Annotated in this window: 19 protein-coding genes; 9 read left to right on the forward strand and 10 right to left on the reverse strand. The window is 37.1% G+C overall.

The features are described 5' to 3' along the window. Nucleotides 1-43 precede the first annotated feature (43 nt). The 7 genes from aroB to FJR03_RS05320 all read left to right on the forward strand — a co-directional run bounded on the left by aroB (nucleotide 44) and on the right by FJR03_RS05320 (nucleotide 7855). Nucleotides 44-1093 carry a 3-dehydroquinate synthase gene (aroB, locus tag FJR03_RS05290; RefSeq protein ID WP_193114603.1) on the forward strand — a complete coding sequence of 350 codons (1050 nt, stop codon included), beginning with the start codon at nucleotides 44-46 and terminating at the stop codon, nucleotides 1091-1093. Next, nucleotides 1093-2745 (forward strand): mechanosensitive ion channel domain-containing protein, encoded by a 1653-nt coding sequence (locus FJR03_RS05295; RefSeq protein ID WP_226962187.1) that lies wholly within the window; start codon nucleotides 1093-1095, stop codon nucleotides 2743-2745. The genes aroB and FJR03_RS05295 overlap by 1 nt, the downstream gene beginning before the upstream one ends. Continuing rightward, entirely contained in the window at nucleotides 2745-3992 is a 1248-nt protein-coding gene (gene mtaB / locus FJR03_RS05300) for a tRNA (N(6)-L-threonylcarbamoyladenosine(37)-C(2))-methylthiotransferase MtaB (protein ID WP_193114604.1), read from the forward strand. The genes FJR03_RS05295 and mtaB overlap by 1 nt, the downstream gene beginning before the upstream one ends. Then, complete coding sequence (locus tag FJR03_RS05305; RefSeq protein ID WP_193114605.1) at nucleotides 3979-5616, forward strand: AAA family ATPase; 1638 nt, start codon at nucleotides 3979-3981, stop codon at nucleotides 5614-5616. Before mtaB ends, FJR03_RS05305 begins: the two co-directional genes overlap by 14 nt. Before the next feature lie 6 nt (nucleotides 5617-5622). Beyond that, nucleotides 5623-6147 carry a pimelyl-ACP methyl ester esterase BioV gene (bioV, locus tag FJR03_RS05310; RefSeq protein WP_193114606.1) on the forward strand — a complete coding sequence of 175 codons (525 nt, stop codon included), beginning with the start codon at nucleotides 5623-5625 and terminating at the stop codon, nucleotides 6145-6147. 131 nt (nucleotides 6148-6278) lie between these two features. Further along, nucleotides 6279-6812, forward strand: coding sequence for a molybdopterin adenylyltransferase (gene mog, locus FJR03_RS05315; RefSeq protein WP_193114607.1), 534 nt, complete (start codon nucleotides 6279-6281; stop codon nucleotides 6810-6812). Continuing rightward, on the forward strand, nucleotides 6812-7855 hold the full coding sequence (locus FJR03_RS05320; protein WP_226962188.1) for a coproporphyrinogen III oxidase: 1044 nt from the start codon (nucleotides 6812-6814) through the stop codon (nucleotides 7853-7855). Before mog ends, FJR03_RS05320 begins: the two co-directional genes overlap by 1 nt. Here FJR03_RS05320 and FJR03_RS05325 read toward each other — a convergent pair. From FJR03_RS05325 to FJR03_RS05335, 3 genes are all read right to left on the reverse strand, one after another. Next, nucleotides 7852-8391, reverse strand: coding sequence for a hypothetical protein (locus FJR03_RS05325; protein ID WP_193114608.1), 540 nt, complete (start codon nucleotides 8389-8391; stop codon nucleotides 7852-7854). The two genes, FJR03_RS05320 and FJR03_RS05325, sit on opposite strands and share 4 nt — an antisense overlap. Continuing rightward, nucleotides 8379-8792 (reverse strand): thioredoxin fold domain-containing protein, encoded by a 414-nt coding sequence (locus tag FJR03_RS05330; RefSeq protein ID WP_193114609.1) that lies wholly within the window; start codon nucleotides 8790-8792, stop codon nucleotides 8379-8381. Before FJR03_RS05330 ends, FJR03_RS05325 begins: the two co-directional genes overlap by 13 nt. Before the next feature lie 68 nt (nucleotides 8793-8860). Then, the gene (locus FJR03_RS05335; protein ID WP_193114610.1) at nucleotides 8861-9541 is read right to left on the reverse strand and encodes a MerR family transcriptional regulator; all 681 of its coding nucleotides are present in this window, start codon (nucleotides 9539-9541) and stop codon (nucleotides 8861-8863) included. Nucleotides 9542-9639: 98 nt separating this feature from the next. Here FJR03_RS05335 and FJR03_RS05340 point away from each other — a divergent pair, with 98 nt between their 5' ends. Further along, the gene (locus FJR03_RS05340) at nucleotides 9640-10170 is read left to right on the forward strand and encodes a carboxymuconolactone decarboxylase family protein (RefSeq protein WP_193114611.1); all 531 of its coding nucleotides are present in this window, start codon (nucleotides 9640-9642) and stop codon (nucleotides 10168-10170) included. Nucleotides 10171-10175: 5 nt separating this feature from the next. Next, a complete protein-coding gene (locus FJR03_RS05345) occupies nucleotides 10176-10574 on the forward strand; it encodes an Lcl C-terminal domain-containing protein (RefSeq protein WP_193114612.1) in 399 nt (132 codons plus the stop codon). 17 nt (nucleotides 10575-10591) lie between these two features. Here FJR03_RS05345 and FJR03_RS05350 read toward each other — a convergent pair whose 3' ends face one another. The 7 genes from FJR03_RS05350 to FJR03_RS05380 form a co-directional block, all read right to left on the reverse strand. Beyond that, the gene (locus FJR03_RS05350; RefSeq protein ID WP_193114613.1) at nucleotides 10592-11116 is read right to left on the reverse strand and encodes an O-acetyl-ADP-ribose deacetylase; all 525 of its coding nucleotides are present in this window, start codon (nucleotides 11114-11116) and stop codon (nucleotides 10592-10594) included. A gap of 29 nt (nucleotides 11117-11145) precedes the next feature. Then, nucleotides 11146-13830 carry a cation-translocating P-type ATPase gene (locus FJR03_RS05355; protein ID WP_193114614.1) on the reverse strand — a complete coding sequence of 895 codons (2685 nt, stop codon included), beginning with the start codon at nucleotides 13828-13830 and terminating at the stop codon, nucleotides 11146-11148. Beyond that, the gene (locus FJR03_RS05360; protein ID WP_193114615.1) at nucleotides 13830-14624 is read right to left on the reverse strand and encodes a universal stress protein; all 795 of its coding nucleotides are present in this window, start codon (nucleotides 14622-14624) and stop codon (nucleotides 13830-13832) included. Before FJR03_RS05360 ends, FJR03_RS05355 begins: the two co-directional genes overlap by 1 nt. Before the next feature lie 97 nt (nucleotides 14625-14721). Further along, nucleotides 14722-15204 (reverse strand): hypothetical protein, encoded by a 483-nt coding sequence (locus tag FJR03_RS05365; RefSeq protein WP_193114616.1) that lies wholly within the window; start codon nucleotides 15202-15204, stop codon nucleotides 14722-14724. A gap of 114 nt (nucleotides 15205-15318) precedes the next feature. Next, nucleotides 15319-16095 carry an exodeoxyribonuclease III gene (locus FJR03_RS05370; RefSeq protein ID WP_193114617.1) on the reverse strand — a complete coding sequence of 259 codons (777 nt, stop codon included), beginning with the start codon at nucleotides 16093-16095 and terminating at the stop codon, nucleotides 15319-15321. Between the two features lie 87 nt (nucleotides 16096-16182). After that, nucleotides 16183-17064, reverse strand: a complete 882-nt coding sequence (locus FJR03_RS05375; protein ID WP_193114618.1) for a CoB--CoM heterodisulfide reductase iron-sulfur subunit B family protein — start codon at nucleotides 17062-17064, stop codon at nucleotides 16183-16185. An 11-nt stretch (nucleotides 17065-17075) separates the two neighbouring features. Continuing rightward, the gene (locus tag FJR03_RS05380) at nucleotides 17076-18050 is read right to left on the reverse strand and encodes a succinate dehydrogenase/fumarate reductase iron-sulfur subunit (protein WP_193114619.1); all 975 of its coding nucleotides are present in this window, start codon (nucleotides 18048-18050) and stop codon (nucleotides 17076-17078) included. Nucleotides 18051-18055 lie beyond the last annotated feature (5 nt).

The raw sequence follows: 18055 nt of genomic DNA on the forward strand, positions 1-18055 counted from the left end.
AAATTAAGTATTATCTAACATAATTAATAATTTTGGATAGATAATGCAAGTAAACATACCCCTTAAACAAGTAATAGACAACTCTTACTCAATCACAATTGACCAATTACCGCAAATTGAATTAGATACGAAAGTAGCTATTGTTACCAATCCTAAAGTAGCAGGACTACACCTTTCATATCTTCTTTCAAAGATCTCGGTAAAAGAGTTATATATCATTACGGTTCCAGACGGTGAAGAGTATAAAAACCAAGCAAGTATAGATACAATTTTAGAATCACTTTTTAACCACCGTTTCAACAGAAAATCGATGTTAATAGCTTTCGGCGGCGGCGTAATCGGAGATATGGTCGGATATGCAGCAAGTATCTACCAAAGAGGAATCGATTTTATTCAGATCCCGACAACACTTTTATCTCAAGTTGATGCAAGTGTAGGCGGAAAGACAGGTATGAATAATAAATACGGTAAAAACCTTGTAGGTGCTTTTCACCAACCAAAAGCGGTTTATATCGATCCTCACTTTTTAACTACACTTCCAAGTCGTGAGTTTGGTGCAGGTGTTGCTGAGATAGTGAAGATGGCAGTAACGTTTAACAAGGAGTTTTTTGAGTACCTTGAAACTGCCGATCTTAAAGATCCTAAAGTATTACAAGAGGCAATCAAGCAGGCAGTAGAGACAAAAGCTTCGGTAGTAGCTCAAGATGAAAAAGAGCGTGGTCTTCGTGCAGCACTTAACTACGGACATACTTTCGGACACGTAATCGAGAATGAAACGCAGTATAAAACATATCTCCATGGAGAAGCTGTAGCTATCGGAATCATTATGGCAAATCAACTGGCTATCAAACTTGGACTAATGAGTGAAGATGAAGCTTTAAGAGTTGAAAATGTATTCAAAAAGTATAACCTGCCGACAAATTATGCGATCAGCAATACTGAGACTTTTTATGAAACATTCTTTCTAGATAAAAAAAGTTCAGATGCAAATATCACTTTTATTTTGGCTGACGGTATCGGCGGGGTAAAAATGCTTGATGATATTGCTAAAGAAACTGTAGTTTCTGTCTTAGCACAGTTTGGAGCTTGTTAATGAAAAAAAGTTTATTCTTTTGTAGCGTATTATTACTATTACAGTGTGTATTAGTTGCTGCAGATGATGCAAATGTTCCTACAGCCAATACTCAGGTAGAGGTTCAAGAGGTCTCTGAAAATGGTATGGGTCTTGATCTGGAACAACAAATCTTAAACTACGAGCAAGAACTTAAAGATTTAGATTCTTCAATCTCAGATGCCAATGTTTGGATCAAAAGTTATGCGACATATCTTGCAGCGCTTCGCGTAAAAGATGACTTGGATAAAATCAAACAGAGAATCAAATGGCTCTCTAAAAATGCAAAAACTGCAAAAGAGAGAGATGAACTTAACGGTCTTATAGCAAAAGAGAGTATCTTAACAAGTCAGATAGGACAACTTAAAGATGAACACTATACACCGTTTTCAGAGTTGATTACACCTCCGAAGATAGAGGAGATTCCTGAGATCAACAACCCGTTTGATATTTTTACGGGTTTATCGCTTATTAAAACACTTAACAACAATCTGGATGAGTATAAAAAGAAAAAAGAGAATCTCTCGGAACTTATTACAATCTTGAAAAAAGAGGTTGAAATTCATCAGAAACTTGCAGAGGTTGGTAAGCAAGAGTATACTGATGAACTAAAAGAGATTCAACTGCAGCTTTTACGATTTGAGCGTGCACTCGATACAATGAGCTCTACACTTGAAGTGTATCAAAAACGTTTAGATATTACGGCAGTTAATATCAACAAGTCTGTAGAAACACAAGTGTACAGACTTGCAAAAATCGGTATTGCTATTTTAATTGTCTTTTTTATCTTTTTTGTATTAAAACTGATTGTTAAAAAGTATATTACTGACAATGAACGATTTTATATGGCAAATAAGATCATTACATTTACGAACTTTACGATTATTATATTAATCGTATTTTTTAACTATATTGAAAATGCTTCTTATCTTGTAACTATCTTAGGTTTTGCATCAGCCGGTATCGCCATTGCGATGAAAGATTGGTTTATGAGTATTCTAGGATGGCTTGTGATCGTATTTGGCGGTAGTATCCATGTAGGTGATAGAATCCGTGTCGATATGGACGGAATGCAGTATGTTGGAGATGTTCTTGATATCTCACTATTACGTATTACGATACTCGAAGATGTGACATTAACATCTGTAATGACAAATAGACGTGCAGGAAGAATTATCTTTATTCCTAATAACTACGTGTTTACAAAGATGATCGCAAACTATACGCACAACTCTTTAAAAACTGTTTGGGATGGGGTAAAGATCACTATCACTTTTGATTCAAACCATAAAAAAGCTATGTATCTAGTAAAAGAGATCACGAAAAAATACTCAAAAGGGTATACAGATATTACAAGAAAACAGTTAAACAGACTGCGTCAGCACTATAGTCTGAAAAACACGAATGTTGAACCGAGAATCTACTCTTTTATAGAGGATAACGGTTTAGAAGTGGAAGCTTGGTATTTAACAAATGCATATGCGACTTTAACGCTAAGAAGTGTGATCTCGACAGAGATAGTAGATGCATTTAATGCAGCAGATGATATTACAATTGCATACCCTACACAAAAACTACATGTAGATATGAGAAGTTCTAAACCGACAGATCTACATGAAAATGAGTTAGTATAATGAAAAAAGTTTACTTTAAAACCTTTGGATGTAGAACAAATCTTTACGATTCACAAGTGATGATGAGTGCACTAAAAGAGTATGAGATCACGGAGAATGAAGCTGAAGCAGATATGATTGTAATCAACTCGTGTACCGTTACAAACGGGGCAGATACACATGTGCGCTCATATATCTCTCAAGTGGAAAAAAGCGGCAGCGGTGCCAAACTTTTTTTAACTGGTTGCGGGGCGCATACAAAAGGGGAGTCACTTTTAAAAGAGAACCGTATCCACGGTGTTTTCGGACAGAGTGAGAAACAAAAGATCGATTTTCTACTTAATCAAGAGCAGCCTTTTTATGAGAAGGGTGATTTAAATCATGTTGATGATGCCGTTGTGGGTGAGTTTGTAGGAAAATCCCGTGCTTTCATTAAGATTCAGGAGGGGTGTAACTTTAGATGTTCTTACTGTATCATCCCTTACGTTCGCGGTGATGCAAGAAGTATGGATGAAGAGCGTATTATTGAACAGGTTTCAAAACTGGCACTCAACGGTTTTGGCGAGTTTATCTTAACGGGGACAAACCTTGGCTCATACGGACAAGATACAAGAACATCTTTGGCAAAACTGCTAAAGCGTATGGGAATGATCAGAGGTGTAAGACGCATCCGTTTAGGAAGTGTGGAGCCAATTCAAATCACAGATGAGTTTAAAGAGATTTTGGATGAACCTTGGTTAGAGAGACACCTTCATATTGCTCTGCAACACACGTCGCCTCAAATGCTGAAAATTATGAATAGACGTAATGTATATAAACAAGACAAAGAACTTTTTGAGTTCTTAAGTGATAAAGGGTATACAATAGGGACTGACTTTATTACGGGGCATCCGGGAGAGAGTGAAGAACTATGGAGAGAGGCGATGGAGAATGTAAAAAATCTTCCTTTAACGCATCTACATGCTTTTACATACTCTAAGCGTGACGGTACTCCATCAGCTACAATGAAGCCGGAGGTAAACGGTAAAGTGGCTAAAGAGAGACTTCATGAATTAGAGAGCTTGGTAAAACAAAAAAATTACGATTTTAGAAAAGCTTTTAATGGCGAGCTTGACGTTCTTGTAGAGTCTTTTAAAGATGGATATTTTCACGGGCTTGATCAACACTTTAATAAAATTGTGATAGACTCGGATGAAGATCTGCTTGGTAATTGGATCACTGTGAGTGATTATCAAGTAAAAGAGGAGTTTAATTTTGCTAGAGTCTAAAAAAAATCGTATCCTACTTTTTGTTTCAGCATTTTTCATTATTGCCTTAGTTCTTTTTGCAATACTGCGCGATAATTCTGAAAGTATTACACTCTCACAAGCTACACAGATGTTACTAGATAAAGATGTAACAAAGGTTGTAGCAACAAATGAGTATGTGTATCTGAAAACAGAGAATGGATACTTTAAAATAGCCTCTTCGCAAGTTACTCCACAGATGTTTACAAACTATAAAGTGGAAGTGGGAAGCGAATCAAATATACTTATCTATATTCTTTTCTTAGTTCTGTTTTTAGGTCTTGGAACTATGTTACTGAGATTTTTACAAAAAAGGGATGGATTTCAAATCTCTAAAGATGGAATAAGTCGCAATGCATCGAGCAAACCTGAGATCTCCGCTCCGATCGAAGCAATAAAATCGGATGTAAGTTTTGATGATATCGGCGGAATCAGCGATGTTAAAATCGAACTTGAAGAGATTATTGACTTTATGAGAAATCCGAAACGTTATAAAAGTTTCGGTGCACGCCTTCCTCGCGGTGTGTTACTTGTAGGCCCTCCGGGTGTAGGTAAGACTATGATCGCAAAAGCCGTGGCAAATGCTGCAGGTGTACCGTTTTACTACCAAAGCGGTGCATCGTTTGTGCAGATCTATGTGGGAATGGGTGCAAAACGTGTTCATGAACTTTTTGCAGCTGCAAAGAAAAATGCTCCAAGTATTATCTTTATAGACGAGATCGATGCGGTTGGAAAAAAGCGTGACGGGCAGAGAAACGATGAGAGGGAAGCGACACTTAATCAACTCCTAACTGAGATGGACGGGTTTGAGGCTTCAAGCAGTGTGATCGTAATTGCAGCGACGAATAATATTGGTGTATTAGACTCTGCTCTTCTTCGTGCAGGACGTTTTGACCGTAGAGTATTTGTTGAGCTTCCAACTAAGAGAGAGCGTGCCTCTATTTTAGAGAAGTATCTTGCAAAAGTACCTCACAATATAGATACGTTGCAAGTGGCAGATATCACTGTAGGTTTTAACGGTGCAGCATTAGCCGCTTTAGTAAATGAGGCGGCACTTTTAGCACTTCGTCAAAATGAATTTCAGGTAAATATTGAACATTTTTATCAGGTGAAAGACAAAGTGATGTTTGGTAAGAAAAAGCTTCAAATGTTAAATGACAAGCAAAAGTCGTATCTTGTAACATATCAAGCTGGAAAAGCGTTGATAGCTACATATTTCGATCTCCCGTTTGAGAAGTTGATGCTCTCAAATGAGAAGCTTCTACCAGTTAGCAATGAAGCCTTTTTACAACAAGACCTTGAAGCACAGGTAAAGATGCATTTAGCAGGTGTTGTAACATGTGATCTGAAATATCAACAACATGCAAGCAGTGCAAAACAAGACCTTGATGAAGCAAAAGAGCTTGTAAGAAAAATGTGTGATGAGTACGGTATGAGTACATCTATCCTCGGTGATGCAAACGAACAGCAAAATGTTTTAGACAGACTTTATGGAGAGTGTAAAACACTTTTAGAATCTAACAGTGAGCTGATCGAGCAGATAGAGAGTATTTTATATGAGAGAGAAAGCATCACTAAAAATGAGATCAAAAAGTTATTTCGTTAGGTGTATATGAAGTTTTTTAGTGGTTTTTCGCTGCAAAATGAGCAGTATCTATTTTCACCCTTTATCAAAAAGAGTGAAGTGTGTGTATGTGGTTTTAGTTACGGTGCTATAAAAGCGTTTGAGTATACTCAGAAGTGTATTAAAGAGAGTAAGAGGGTAGATACCCTGCAGCTTTTCTCACCCGCTTTTTTTCAAACAAAAGATGAGAAGTTCAAGCGTTTACAGCTAATGTCATACAAAAAAAATAAAGAGTTATATTTAGAGAATTTTATAAGCTCTTGTTTTGCTCCTTATGAGAAGAAGATAGTTGAGCTAAACGACCATGACACGATCGATGATCTTCAAAAGTTACTTGAGTATGAATGGGATTTAGAAGAGTTACAAAAGATTGTGGATGCAGGCGTTGTAATTGAAGTCTATTTAGGATTTGAAGATAAGATCATAGATGCAGAGGGTGCTTACCAGTTTTTTAGACAAGTTGCAAATGTGACTTCATTTAAAAAAGCAAACCATTTTTTACAACTAAATTAGTACAAAGAAGGTGTTTCTAGCATTAAAATTTCGAAGACAAATCCTCCCTTTGGTATGAGCTTCTACATTTTAAAGCTAGAAACACTATGAACTAAAATAATTATATAAAAGTTTTAAAGGAGAAAGAGAGAATGAGTGAAATAAAAATAGGTGTTATAACGGCTAGTGATAGAGCTAGTAAAGGGATTTACGAAGATATTTCAGGTGTAGCTATTCAAGATACAATGAAAGATTATTTAAAAAGCGAATTTGAAATAGTTTACAGATGTATCCCTGATGAACAAGACCATATTGAAGCGACTATGAAAGAGTTGTGTGACGATGAAGGGTGTTGTTTGGTTGTAACTACTGGTGGAACAGGTCCGGCACTTCGTGATGTAACTCCGGAAGCTACTGAAAACGTATGTCAGAAGATGATGCCAGGTTTTGGTGAATTAATGCGCCAAGTGAGTCTTCAGTACGTTCCAACGGCTATTTTATCTCGTCAAACGGCAGGAATCAGAGGAAAATCTTTAATTATTAATCTTCCTGGTAAACCAAAGTCTATTCGTGAGTGTTTAGATGCAGTTTTCCCTGCTGTACCGTATTGTATTGATCTTATTGAAGGACCGTACATCGAAACAAACGAAGACGTGATCAAAGCATTTAGACCAAAGGCAAAATAATGGTATATGCAAAGTCAGAGTTTGCTAAAGATGCTTTAGCGGTAGTAGAAGAGTTACAAAGCTATTTTGCAACGAAACTTGGAGATGTAAGTAAGCAGTTTGGCAGTGATAAACCGTTTGAAAGAGTTGAATGGTTAAGAGATAACGGTACACACGGTGGCGGAAGTCGTTATGAAGCACGTGATGAGGAGATCTTTAACCGTGGTTCTGTTAATGTCTCTCAGGTACATTACGATGACGATGCAACGAAAAAGCTGAGTTCAGCGACGGCTATCTCTACGATCATTCATCCGAAAAATCCTCGTGTACCTTCAATGCATATGCATATCTCACTTACAGAGATGAGAGATGGAAAGATGTACTGGAGATTGATGGCAGACCTTAATCCTTCTATAGTAAATGAAGCCGATCAAGAAGCTTTTGATGCAATGCTTCAAGATGCCAGCGGTCCGTTTTACGAAGAGGGGAGTGCTCAAGGTGATCGTTACTTTGCGATCCCTGTTTTAAATAGAACACGCGGAGTAAGTCATTTCTATCTTGAAAACTTTAGCAGCGGTGACTTTGTAATAGATAAAAACTTTGCTCTTTCATTTGGAAAAAAGGTAATAGATAAATATATTGAGATTATCTCAAATGCTATACAAAATAATCCGGAAGTATCTGAAGAAGATAAAAAAGAGCAGCTGGCATATCATACAACCTATTTATTTCAGGTTTTAACGCTCGATCGCGGAACAACTTCTGGACTTTTGGTACATAACCAAAACGATGTGGGTATTATGGGTTCTATTCCTGCTCAAATTGATGTAGAGCTGTTAAAAAGCTGGATAGAGTTAATGCCAAAACCACAAGATAAGCTTGTTGAAGATCTTGTCGTTGCATTAGGGGGTAGTGGTATTGTTGATGTTGATGAAGCAGTTAAAACGAAACTGGCGAATGCAGTACGTGAACATTATAAGAAAAATCCTGAAGCTATCTCAATGCAAGCTTCAGGTGCAATTATTCCTCCAACCGTTGCAAATCACGGTTCGCTGTTAAATTAGCGTAAAAATTTTGCAACCCTTGGGTTGCGTTTAATTGCTTCCTGCTTTGCTTCCTCTGTTGCATTAATGATGTTTTTAATAACAAATGGATTTACTTTTACCGCTTCTAATTGTACTTTGTCTGAAGGATAAGGGATAAACTGAATAATTTGAGGATTATGTTTTACAGCAGCTATTTGTGCTTCTTCATCAAATGTATTTATCAATTTAGTTAATGCTATATTAAAACTGCCGTCTTTCATAATTTTATTAACTGCAAGAACTTGGATCTCTTTAGTTGGATTTTCAATCTCTTCAATAGCTCTTGGAGAACTTTCCAGTGCTGCTTTTTGTACATTGTAAGAGGGAGATTTAATAAATTGCACTTTCCACCAGTACTCTGTAACTGCTTTAATTTGTTCCTCTTCACTTAGTGCAGAATAGTATTTTGTTTTTTGTTCTATCTGCTGGGAATAAGAAAGGTTTTTTTGCTGAGTACATCCAAAACTGAACAAAGTTATAAGCAAAGCAATAAGAAGTTTGATTAAAGGTGCCATAAATAACTCTCTTCTTCCTGCCAACCATCAATCTCATCGATAATCTGCCCGCTAGGAGCATCTATAATGTATGTGACTGGTTCAAACGGTCTTACTAGTTTTTTAGGATAGTTTTTATCTGTGTCTTTATTTATAATAAGTTTGATATATTTTTTGTTAATATATTCTCGTATCTCTTTTTTTGTAAGTATTGTATCTACAAGACGGTGACAAAAAGGGCAGCCATCGCTTACTAAGATTACTAGAAGATCTTTCTTCTCTTTTTTAGCAATGGTAATTGCTTTATTGTAATCTCTTTCATACCCCATATATTTTGCAAAAAGGTTATAATCATCCCAATAATTGGCATATAGAGAGATTGTCAGTAACGGCAATAATAATAGTTTCTTATAAAAATTCATATTTGCATTGTATCCTAAAATTATAAATTAAACTCAATATGTAATAACTGTACAAAACTATCAGTTATCTACTTATTGGTTTCGATCTCTTCTTTAAGAGCTTCTCTTAAAAATTCATACGTCGAACGGTTAAAGATATACTCTTTTGCATTAAAGAGTGTCTCAAACATAATTTTCCACAACAAAGAGAAGTTCTCCTCAGTTTTTATATTACAGAGAGTTTTTTGCATCTTTTGTTCAAGTTTTGCTATCTCTTTAGCATGTTTTATATACTCTTTTAAGATCTCGTAATCTAAACCAACTTCTAAGAAGTATTCAGCCAGTGTTATGATTGAGGCATCTTTTTTTGTAAAACTATCTTCCTGAGCAGGAATAACGATACCGTCAGCCAATAATTTATTTAATAACTCTGTATCAATTTCAAAGTTTTCTATGAAGTCTTGTTTTGTGTAGTGCTCAAGCCCATTGTCACCGCTAAGTGTACTCATAAGGGGTGCTAGCATAGTGTATGAACCTGAGAATGAGTCGTTTTTCTTCTCTAGGGCTAGTTTAATCTCTTCTATTGAGCTTCCCATGCTCTCTTGCATATATTTAATGTATTTGATCAGTTCTATATGTTCATCGTTATATTTATGTACATTAGCTTTAATCTTTTTTGCTTCGGGAAGTAAACCCTCTTTAATATAATATAAAATAGTTGATTTAGGAACATTGGTTTTTGCAACCACTTCAGAGATCTTATACTCCATACATCGCCTTTAAATAAAAGTTAAGAATTATAGCATATAATTTTATCGTTAAGTGTAACTTGACACTTTTTATTTGAAAATGATTTGAAAGGAGAAAAATGTCTTATATAGATTTACCGGAATTTGAAGATATGAGTCCTAAGATTCAAGACAAAGCAAGACCTATTTTAGAAAAAACAGGAAGCTTAGGTGAAATCTTCAAACTTCTAGCAATAGATGAAAAGATCTATTTTGCGACAGATGCAATGGTGCAGGGGTACCTTTTAGATGAAACATATTTAAGTTATGACGTTAAAGAGGCTATCGCACTACTTATCTCTCAAGAAAATAGTTGTAAAATGTGCGTCGGAGTTCATAAAAACATCGCAAAAATGTTGGGTGTGAGTGAAGAGAAGATTGAAGCTGTTTTAAATGGCATCGACACTATGCCTGTTGATCAGAAAGAGAAAGATTTATTACATTTTTGTGTAAGAGCTTCTAAAAAAGACAACTACAAAATGCAACAAGAAGACCTTGAGAAACTGTTTCAGCTTGGCTGGAGTAAAAATGAGGTGATCGAGGCTGTTGCTATAGTAGGGTATTTTAATTATATCAATACACTTTCAAATGTTTTCGGTTTAGGAGAGTAAAAAGTATGTTGAAAAAGTTTGCGGCCGTTTTCCTTCTATTTAGCGCTATTGCTATGAGTGCACAAGAGAGTTATGTAGTGGACAAAAAGCATGACTTGATGTGGCAGGATAGTGATGAAAAAGTTATAGATATTTGGAAAATGGCTAGAAGTCATTGTTCGCAGTTAACTCTAGGTGGGTATGACAACTGGAGATTACCTACCAAATGGGAATTAGTAGAGTTATCTAAAGACAATGAACTGAAACAAACTTTTAAACATATGAAGCATAATGTCTTTTGGAGTTCAGATGATGATCCCAAAGACCATTATAATGCTATTACCGTTTATAGCGGTAATGGATTTATCTCCAACAGTGACAAGTGTGAAGAGTATGCTACGATATGTGTAAGAACAAACAGATAGTTTCTCTTACACGCTTGTTATTTTAACAAACTTTTCAAATAGAGAGAATCTTCAACTTTATGGAAAACAAATACTACATTTCTAATATAACGACATTTTTCTAACACTTCAGCCACCGTCACATATGCTATCTCAGCAGCTTCTTTTTTCGGATAACCGTATATACCTGTAGAGATTGCAGGAAATGCAATAGATGTGCATTTATAGCTATCGGCAAGGAGTAAAGAGTTTCTATAGCAAGCGCTTAATGATTGTTTTGGATCTGCATCATTACCGTAGATTGGTCCGACGGTATGGATTACATAGTTTGCTTTTAAACGACCCGCCGTTGTTATTACCGCTTCACCGGTCGCAAGACCGTTTGGATACTCTGTATCTCTTATCGCTTTACACGCTTGAAGTATCTCCGAGCCTCCTGCTCTATGGATAGCCCCGTCAACGCCTCCGCCACCAAGCAAAGAGGAGTTTGCAGCATTCACTATTGCATCGGTATCGAGTGTTGTGATGTCACCTATGAAAATATCTATTTTATTATTTGCCATCTACTATGATATTTCATACTAAATAATAATTAGCTTACAGAAGTAAGTTGTGTTTTTCTTAATTTTACATATTTGTAGGTTTCATGAGAGATAAGGACGAGTAGGGGAAAGGGTACAAGGATCCATAAATCGGCAAGCGGTATATATGCAGTGTTAAAGATTTTTTGTATCGCTGTAACATTGAGCATCGCCCATATCCATACAAAAACTGCAACATTAGAAAAGATCAGCATCTTGTTTGAAGTTAAACTCATACTCCAAATATTAAAATCCCAACTCCTCATAGTCCATACATTAGCCAGCTGGCTCGTTACCGCTCCAAGAAGAGTCATCGTCATCGCCTGAGCATGAAACACTGGATCGTTTAAATGCACCTCTCCGTATTGCCAACCGTGGGCAAGTAAAAAAGTAATAAAGGCAAACATAGCGGCACTCGCTTCGATGATACCTACAAAAAAGTAACCGCGTTTAAATACTTCCCAGTCCAATATTTTCTCATTTTTCCCGACAGGTGGACGTTTCATAATGTTTTTTTCAGGCTTTTCACTTCCAAGTGCTAGTCCCGGAAGCATATCTGAACCGAGATCGATGGAGAGAATTTGTATAACCGATAAAGGGTTTGGAATTTTTAGAAAAAAGGAGAGAATATAAGGGACGATCTCGGGAACATTGGAAGAGAGGATGTAGGTAACAAACTTTTTAATATTAAAATAAACAGTTCGTCCCTCCTCAATGGCTGCTACGATCGAGTTAAAATTATCATCGAGTAAAACCATATCGCTTGCTTCTTTGGCTACATCGGTTCCACTTCCCATAGATATGCCGATATCGGCTCTCTTAAGCACGGGTGCATCGTTGACGCCGTCACCCGTCATAGCAACCACTTCACCGTTTGCCTGAAGAGCATCTGCTACTTTTAGTTTTTGATTACTCGCCATTCTGGCAAAAATATATGTTTTTTCCAGAAGCAGCTTTTGAAGCTCTTTATGGCTGAGTTTTGCTGCCTCATCTCCACTTATAACCCCGTCAAAACGTAAACCTATCTGTTTTGCAATAGCTGCAGCCGTATTTGGATTGTCTCCTGTGATCATAATGGTTCGAATCCCTGCACTGTAACAGGTCTCAAGTGCCTCTTTTACTTCAGGACGTGCAACGTCCATGATGGCACTTAAACCCAAAAGAGTCAAGTTCTCTTCATCGTTTTTGTCGTTGATGGCAATAGCTAAAACTCTGTAAGCTTTGTTTTCAAACTTCTCTAAAGCTTGCTCCATTACTTGTTGAGCATTTTGATCAAATGGCTTCACTCCGTCACTGCTTTTGTAGTGGGAACATTTTTCAAAAACAATCTCCGCAGCCCCCTTAACAAAAAGAAGCTCTTTTGAGTCGACTTGCCCAAAAGTGGACATCATTTTTCGCTCACTTGTAAAAGGGTTTTCTGCCATTTTATTAAATCTGTATGTGAGGTTATATTTGTGTGCAGCTACTACAAGTGCAAGTTCCGTCGGATCGCCTATAGGTTGATCTTCCTCTATGGTAGCACGCGAGTTAAACCAGCAGGCCTCTAGAAAATCTTTTAAAATCTCTTTGGAGTTCTCTTTTTCATTTATGATTGTAAAGTCCCCTTGGGTAGTATAACCGCTGCCGCTGATAGAGATCTCTTCACCGCTTGTTAGATAGATCTCCTGCAGGGTCATCTCGTTTTTCGTTAAAGTTCCGGTTTTATCTGTACAGATAGTTGTAACACTTCCAAGTGTTTGTACAGATGCGAGGTTTTTAATAAGAGCATTGCGCCTTGCCATACGCTGTGAAGCTAAAGAGAGAGAAAGGGTAATAGTTGGTAAAAGTCCTTCAGGAACGTTAGCAACGATCAAAGAGAGGGCAAAAATAGCTGCTATTAAAATCCCCTTATCTGAAAATACTCCGAGAATAAAAAATATGACTCCTGCAAACAGGGCTAATGCCGTTAAGATTTTGGTCATATTTATCACCTCTTTTTCAAGAGGTGTGAGTCCTTTTTCAATAGTCCCCGTCATCGTTGCTATCTTTCCAAACTCGGTTGCCATTGCTGTAGAGATCACTACCGCTTCACCGCTTCCGCTGACAACGCTCGTACCTGCAAAAACCATGTTTTTTGCTTCAATCGCACGGTTTGCATCGGTATTGGGATGGAGTTCTCTTTTTGAGGGTTTTGACTCTCCGTTAAGTGAAGATGTATTTATATAGAGTTCAGAAGCTTCAAGAAGTACCGCATCGGCTGCTATCTTGTCACCTTCTTCTAAAACTATAATATCTCCGGGTACGATCTCACTTGCATCAATCTCCTGTAATGTACCTTCTCGTCTGACTTTTATAATTGTGGGCATCAGTTTGAGCAACGCTTCCATCGCTTTATCGGCTTTGAAGTTCTGCCAAAAGGTAAAAGTGGCATTTATAAAGACTGCACCAAAGATTGCAAAGCCTAAAATATTGTTTCCTTCATTAGGCTGGTAATGGTGGGCAACAAAAGCGAGTATACCTGCAAGCTCAAGTAAGATAGGGAAAAACTCTATATATTGTTTAAAATATTCATGAACATAGTTTTTCTCTTTCTTTGTTTTTATAAGATTTTTGCCAAACTCATTAAGCCTTTTTGAAACCTCAGAACTGCTAAGTCCTTCTCTCTGTGTTCTGAACTGATGCAGAAGTGTTTCATGTGAGAGCTTAAAAGGTAACATCACTTTTCTTCATAGGGGATAAAATAGACGGTGTTTATTAGCGGGTCTTCAAATAAGGTATCGATCGGATGGGAAAAGAAAAAACTTGAGCTAGTATGTGCTCCTACAATTGTCAAATCAAATCTGTTTCGGCCAATATGGGAACGAACCATCTCTCCCTCACCGTAAGCAAAGTCATGCTTGAGAGATAATTTAAAGTTAAGCATATTGGCAAGTCTGAAATAGTGTCTGAGATGAAATATGAGCTCTTTCAAGCGTGTTGTTTCTTTCTTTTCAAAAAAACTTGATTTGTATATTTTATCTATAGAGTAGATCTCCGCTTTTGCATTGTATGCTAAGACGAATGTGGAAAATAGAGTGAATTTTTTTACTGAGAGTTTTGAGCTTCTGATCGGTAAGACGACATTTTCTACACGATTTGCATAGCCTGTGTTTAACACCTTTACAATCGCAAAATCTACTTTTAGTTTTTTATGGATGAGTGTTTGAACGAAGGAGGGGTCAAAGAGTGCATGTCTGTACCGTGTGGAGCAAAAGATCATATCTATATCTTTTTGTTCTATAAAGGTTGTAAGTTCCTCAAGTGTATCAAAAACCGTAAAAGTAGATTCTACATCTTTCTCTTGCGCTAAAGCAAACAGATCATCGGCACTTTTTTGTACCTCTTCAAGAGAGTCTTTCCCTTTGACATGAAGAATATAAAGAGGAAGATTTAATTGTTTGGCATAGTGCAGGGCATATATAGAAGAGGTTTGAGAACTTAATGAACCGTTTATAAGAGTGATAACATGCATAGATAGATATCCTTTAAAAGCATATCTGTTTATTGTACACAAATTTTAGATAATTTGCATTGTGTGTTTTTTATTAGCTCCAATGATTTGTTAGAAATCAATTTGCACTCATCCTTGATAGATTACTGATGATGGTAGGTGCATTTGAAATACTCCATGAAAGTGCCTCAGAAAATACCTTTGATAACTGACTCCGAGCTTGATCTTTTAACTCGTCCTTGGCAAGGTCTGTTAAGGCATTAAGCAGACGCTCACCACCTGATTCATTTGATTCAATAGACTCTAATCCTTTTGCAGTGAGGCAAATACCAATAAATTTGTTATCCTCAAATCTTTCGTAGTCGAGAAAACCGGCATCAATGAGCCACTGAATAGTTGGTTTTGCTAAGCCTGCAGGGCTTCGTTCACGGATATATTCAAATTGGCTTTTGGAAATTTGATGTTGCGACTCTTCCCAATACTTGTCACCAAGTTGTAGGGCAAGCTCACTTGGGTTAATAGAAACCTTCAGTGGGAAGCTGTTATATGCTTTGGCAAACACGAGGCCGGAAAGAGCCCTAAATATTTCGATGTTGGTCACTAGCTTCTCCCTTGAGTTCTAACTATTTATTCAACAAACATTATATATAGATTAGCTTGACATTAGCTAAATAAATGAACACTAAAAATGTTAATTTAAATGATATAGAAGGTGTTAAAGAGCTATTTTAATCCCGACAGGGCAGTGATCGGAGCCTTCTATATGATCGAGTATAAAAGCATCCTCAAGGTTTTCGGCTAGGTCTTCAGAGATAAAAAAGTAGTCTATTCTCCAGCCGACATTTTTAACTCTTGCACTGAAACGGTATGACCACCAGCTGTAACGATCGGCTTCATCGCCGTTTACATATCTAAATGTATCTATATAGCCGTGATCTAGCAGTTTGTCGATCCATGCACGTTCGATTGGCAGGAAACCTGATGTTTTTGAGTTCGCTTTTGGATTTTTAAGATCTATCTCGCGGTGGGCAGTATTTACATCCCCACAGATAATAATGCTTTTCCCTTCTTCTCTTAGGGTTTCACAATGCTCTAAAAAACGATCGTAGAATTCCATTTTATAGTTCAAACGATCCTCATCTTTTTGCCCATTTGGAAAATAGACGTTAAAAAGGACAATATCACCAAAATGGTTTTCAATAATACGCCCTTCGTTTAATAGATCGATATCCGGACATGTAGATGTCGATTCACTTGCAAGTGTAGAGAACGTTGCAGTACCGCTGTAACCTTTTTTCTCTGCAGAGTTGATATGGCGTTCTAAGTAAGATTTTTCAAACAGATTCTCAGGTATTTGTTCTTCAAGTGCTTTGATCTCTTGCAGACATAATATATCGGGATGACGATCGTCGATCCATTTGAATGCTTCTTTATTTGCTATAGCACGAATACCGTTGACATTCCATGAGATTATTTCGATTGAATCTGACATTTATAACCTTTGAGTTTGAAGTAAGAGAGAAAAAAGAAAAGGGGTTTACTAAAGGAAAAATCCTTTAGTAATTAAAGTAGTGGACTTCTATACAAAGTCTACTTTAGCAACGTGGTGTTTTAAACCAAGCTCAGCCGGAGTACAACCAAGAGCAAGACCTACCATTTGTTGCATATGAAGTACCGGAAGTTGAACTTCACGACCGATAGCTTCAGAAGCGTGGTGAGTCTGAGTATCTAGTTTTAAGTGACATAATGGACATGGAGTTACCATCCAGTCAGCATCGTTGTCCATAGCACCGGCAATTGCATTACCAGTTAAGATAGCTGCAGTTTTTGGAGCTTGAAGCTCAACGTGGAAACCACAACATTTGTTTTTCTCTTCATAATCAACATTTTGACCACCACATGCGATGATTAAGTCATCTAATGAAGTAGGGCGGTATGCTGATTCAGGAGACTTGTGAGTCTCGTTTTGAAGCTCTGATGGACGGATATTGTGACATCCATAGAAAGGTGCAATGTTAAATTGGCTAAGTGGTGTAACAACCATCTCTTTAATTTTATCTAGACCAAAGTCATCAATGATAGCATATAGGAAGTGAGTGATTTGAGATGTACCTTTGTACTCTAAACCAACTTCAGCAAGCTTCTCATTTACTTTAGCTTTAAGATCAGCATCATTATCTAGTTTATGTTTTGTCATAGCTGTGTTTAATTGACACGTATTACATATAGTAACCATTGTAAGACCGTGTTTTTCAGCATATGCGATATTTCTAGCGTTTAATACTAAAGATAAAAATTCATCGTAATCTTGTAAGTGAGAAGCTCCACAACAAGAAGCTTCTGTTAATTCAACTAGTTCTATTCCAAGTTTGTCTGCAACAGCAAGAGTTGACATCATTTGCTCTGGCGTACTTTGTTTAGCAGTACAACCAGTAAAAAGTGCATATCTTAATTTTTCCATATTATTGTCTCCTAAAACTTCGCAGTTGTAGATGATTTCACAAGTGTTTTAATCTCATCCATATTATCTGATTTCGGTAATTGCCACGGCATAGGGATTTTACCTTTTGTAAACATTTTGAATGCTACTGGCATATGTTTAACGATTGCCGGACCTTCAGAGTAAAGTACTAAGCCACCTTCATCAAGTACACCGCGTTTTGCGATTGAGTGGATAAATCCAACAGCGTGACGTGTAGCAACGTTAGACTCTGCTTTCCCTTCTTGGAAAAGTTTTTGGTGAAGTTTAGTGATTTTACCGATTGGATCGATCTCTTTAGGACAAACCTCTCTACATTCGAAACATTTAACACAGTCCCAAACACCTTGACCCATTTGGTTAACATCCATAAGTCTTGTTTCAGACTCATCACGAACATCAGCTTCAAATCTATATGCAGCAGCAAATGCAGCAGGTCCAAAGAAGTCATCATTTACTTCAACAGCAGGACATGCGTAGTGACATGCACCACATTGGATACAAAGGTCAGCTTCATCAAGAGCTTCTGCATCTTCTGGAGATACAAGGTTTTCCATCTCTGGAGCTTCATCTACATCTGTAACAACATAAGGTTGTACAGCAGCATGTTTCTCCCAGAAATCAGACTTGTCAATGATCATATCTTTTACAGAACGTTTTTTGCTAAGTGGCTCAAGAACTAATTCGTTACCGAAAAGCTCTACCATATCGTTCATACTTTCTTTACAAGCAAGAGTTGAGCGACCGTTTACTTTAATAGCACAAGCACCACAGATACCGTGACGGCAAGATCTTCTATAAGAGAAACTTCCGTCATGATCCCATTTGATTCTGTTTAAAATATCTAAAACAACCTCTTCAGAAGTTACTTCCATCTCATAATCATCATAATATGGAAGGTAATCCTCTTCAGCATTGAAGCGGAATACTTTAAACTTTACTTTTTGTGTAGTAATTGTATGTTCCATAGGTT

The sequence above is a fragment of the Sulfurimonas marina genome, from assembly GCF_014905095.1.
Classification (GTDB): Bacteria; Campylobacterota; Campylobacteria; order Campylobacterales; family Sulfurimonadaceae; genus Sulfurimonas; species Sulfurimonas marina.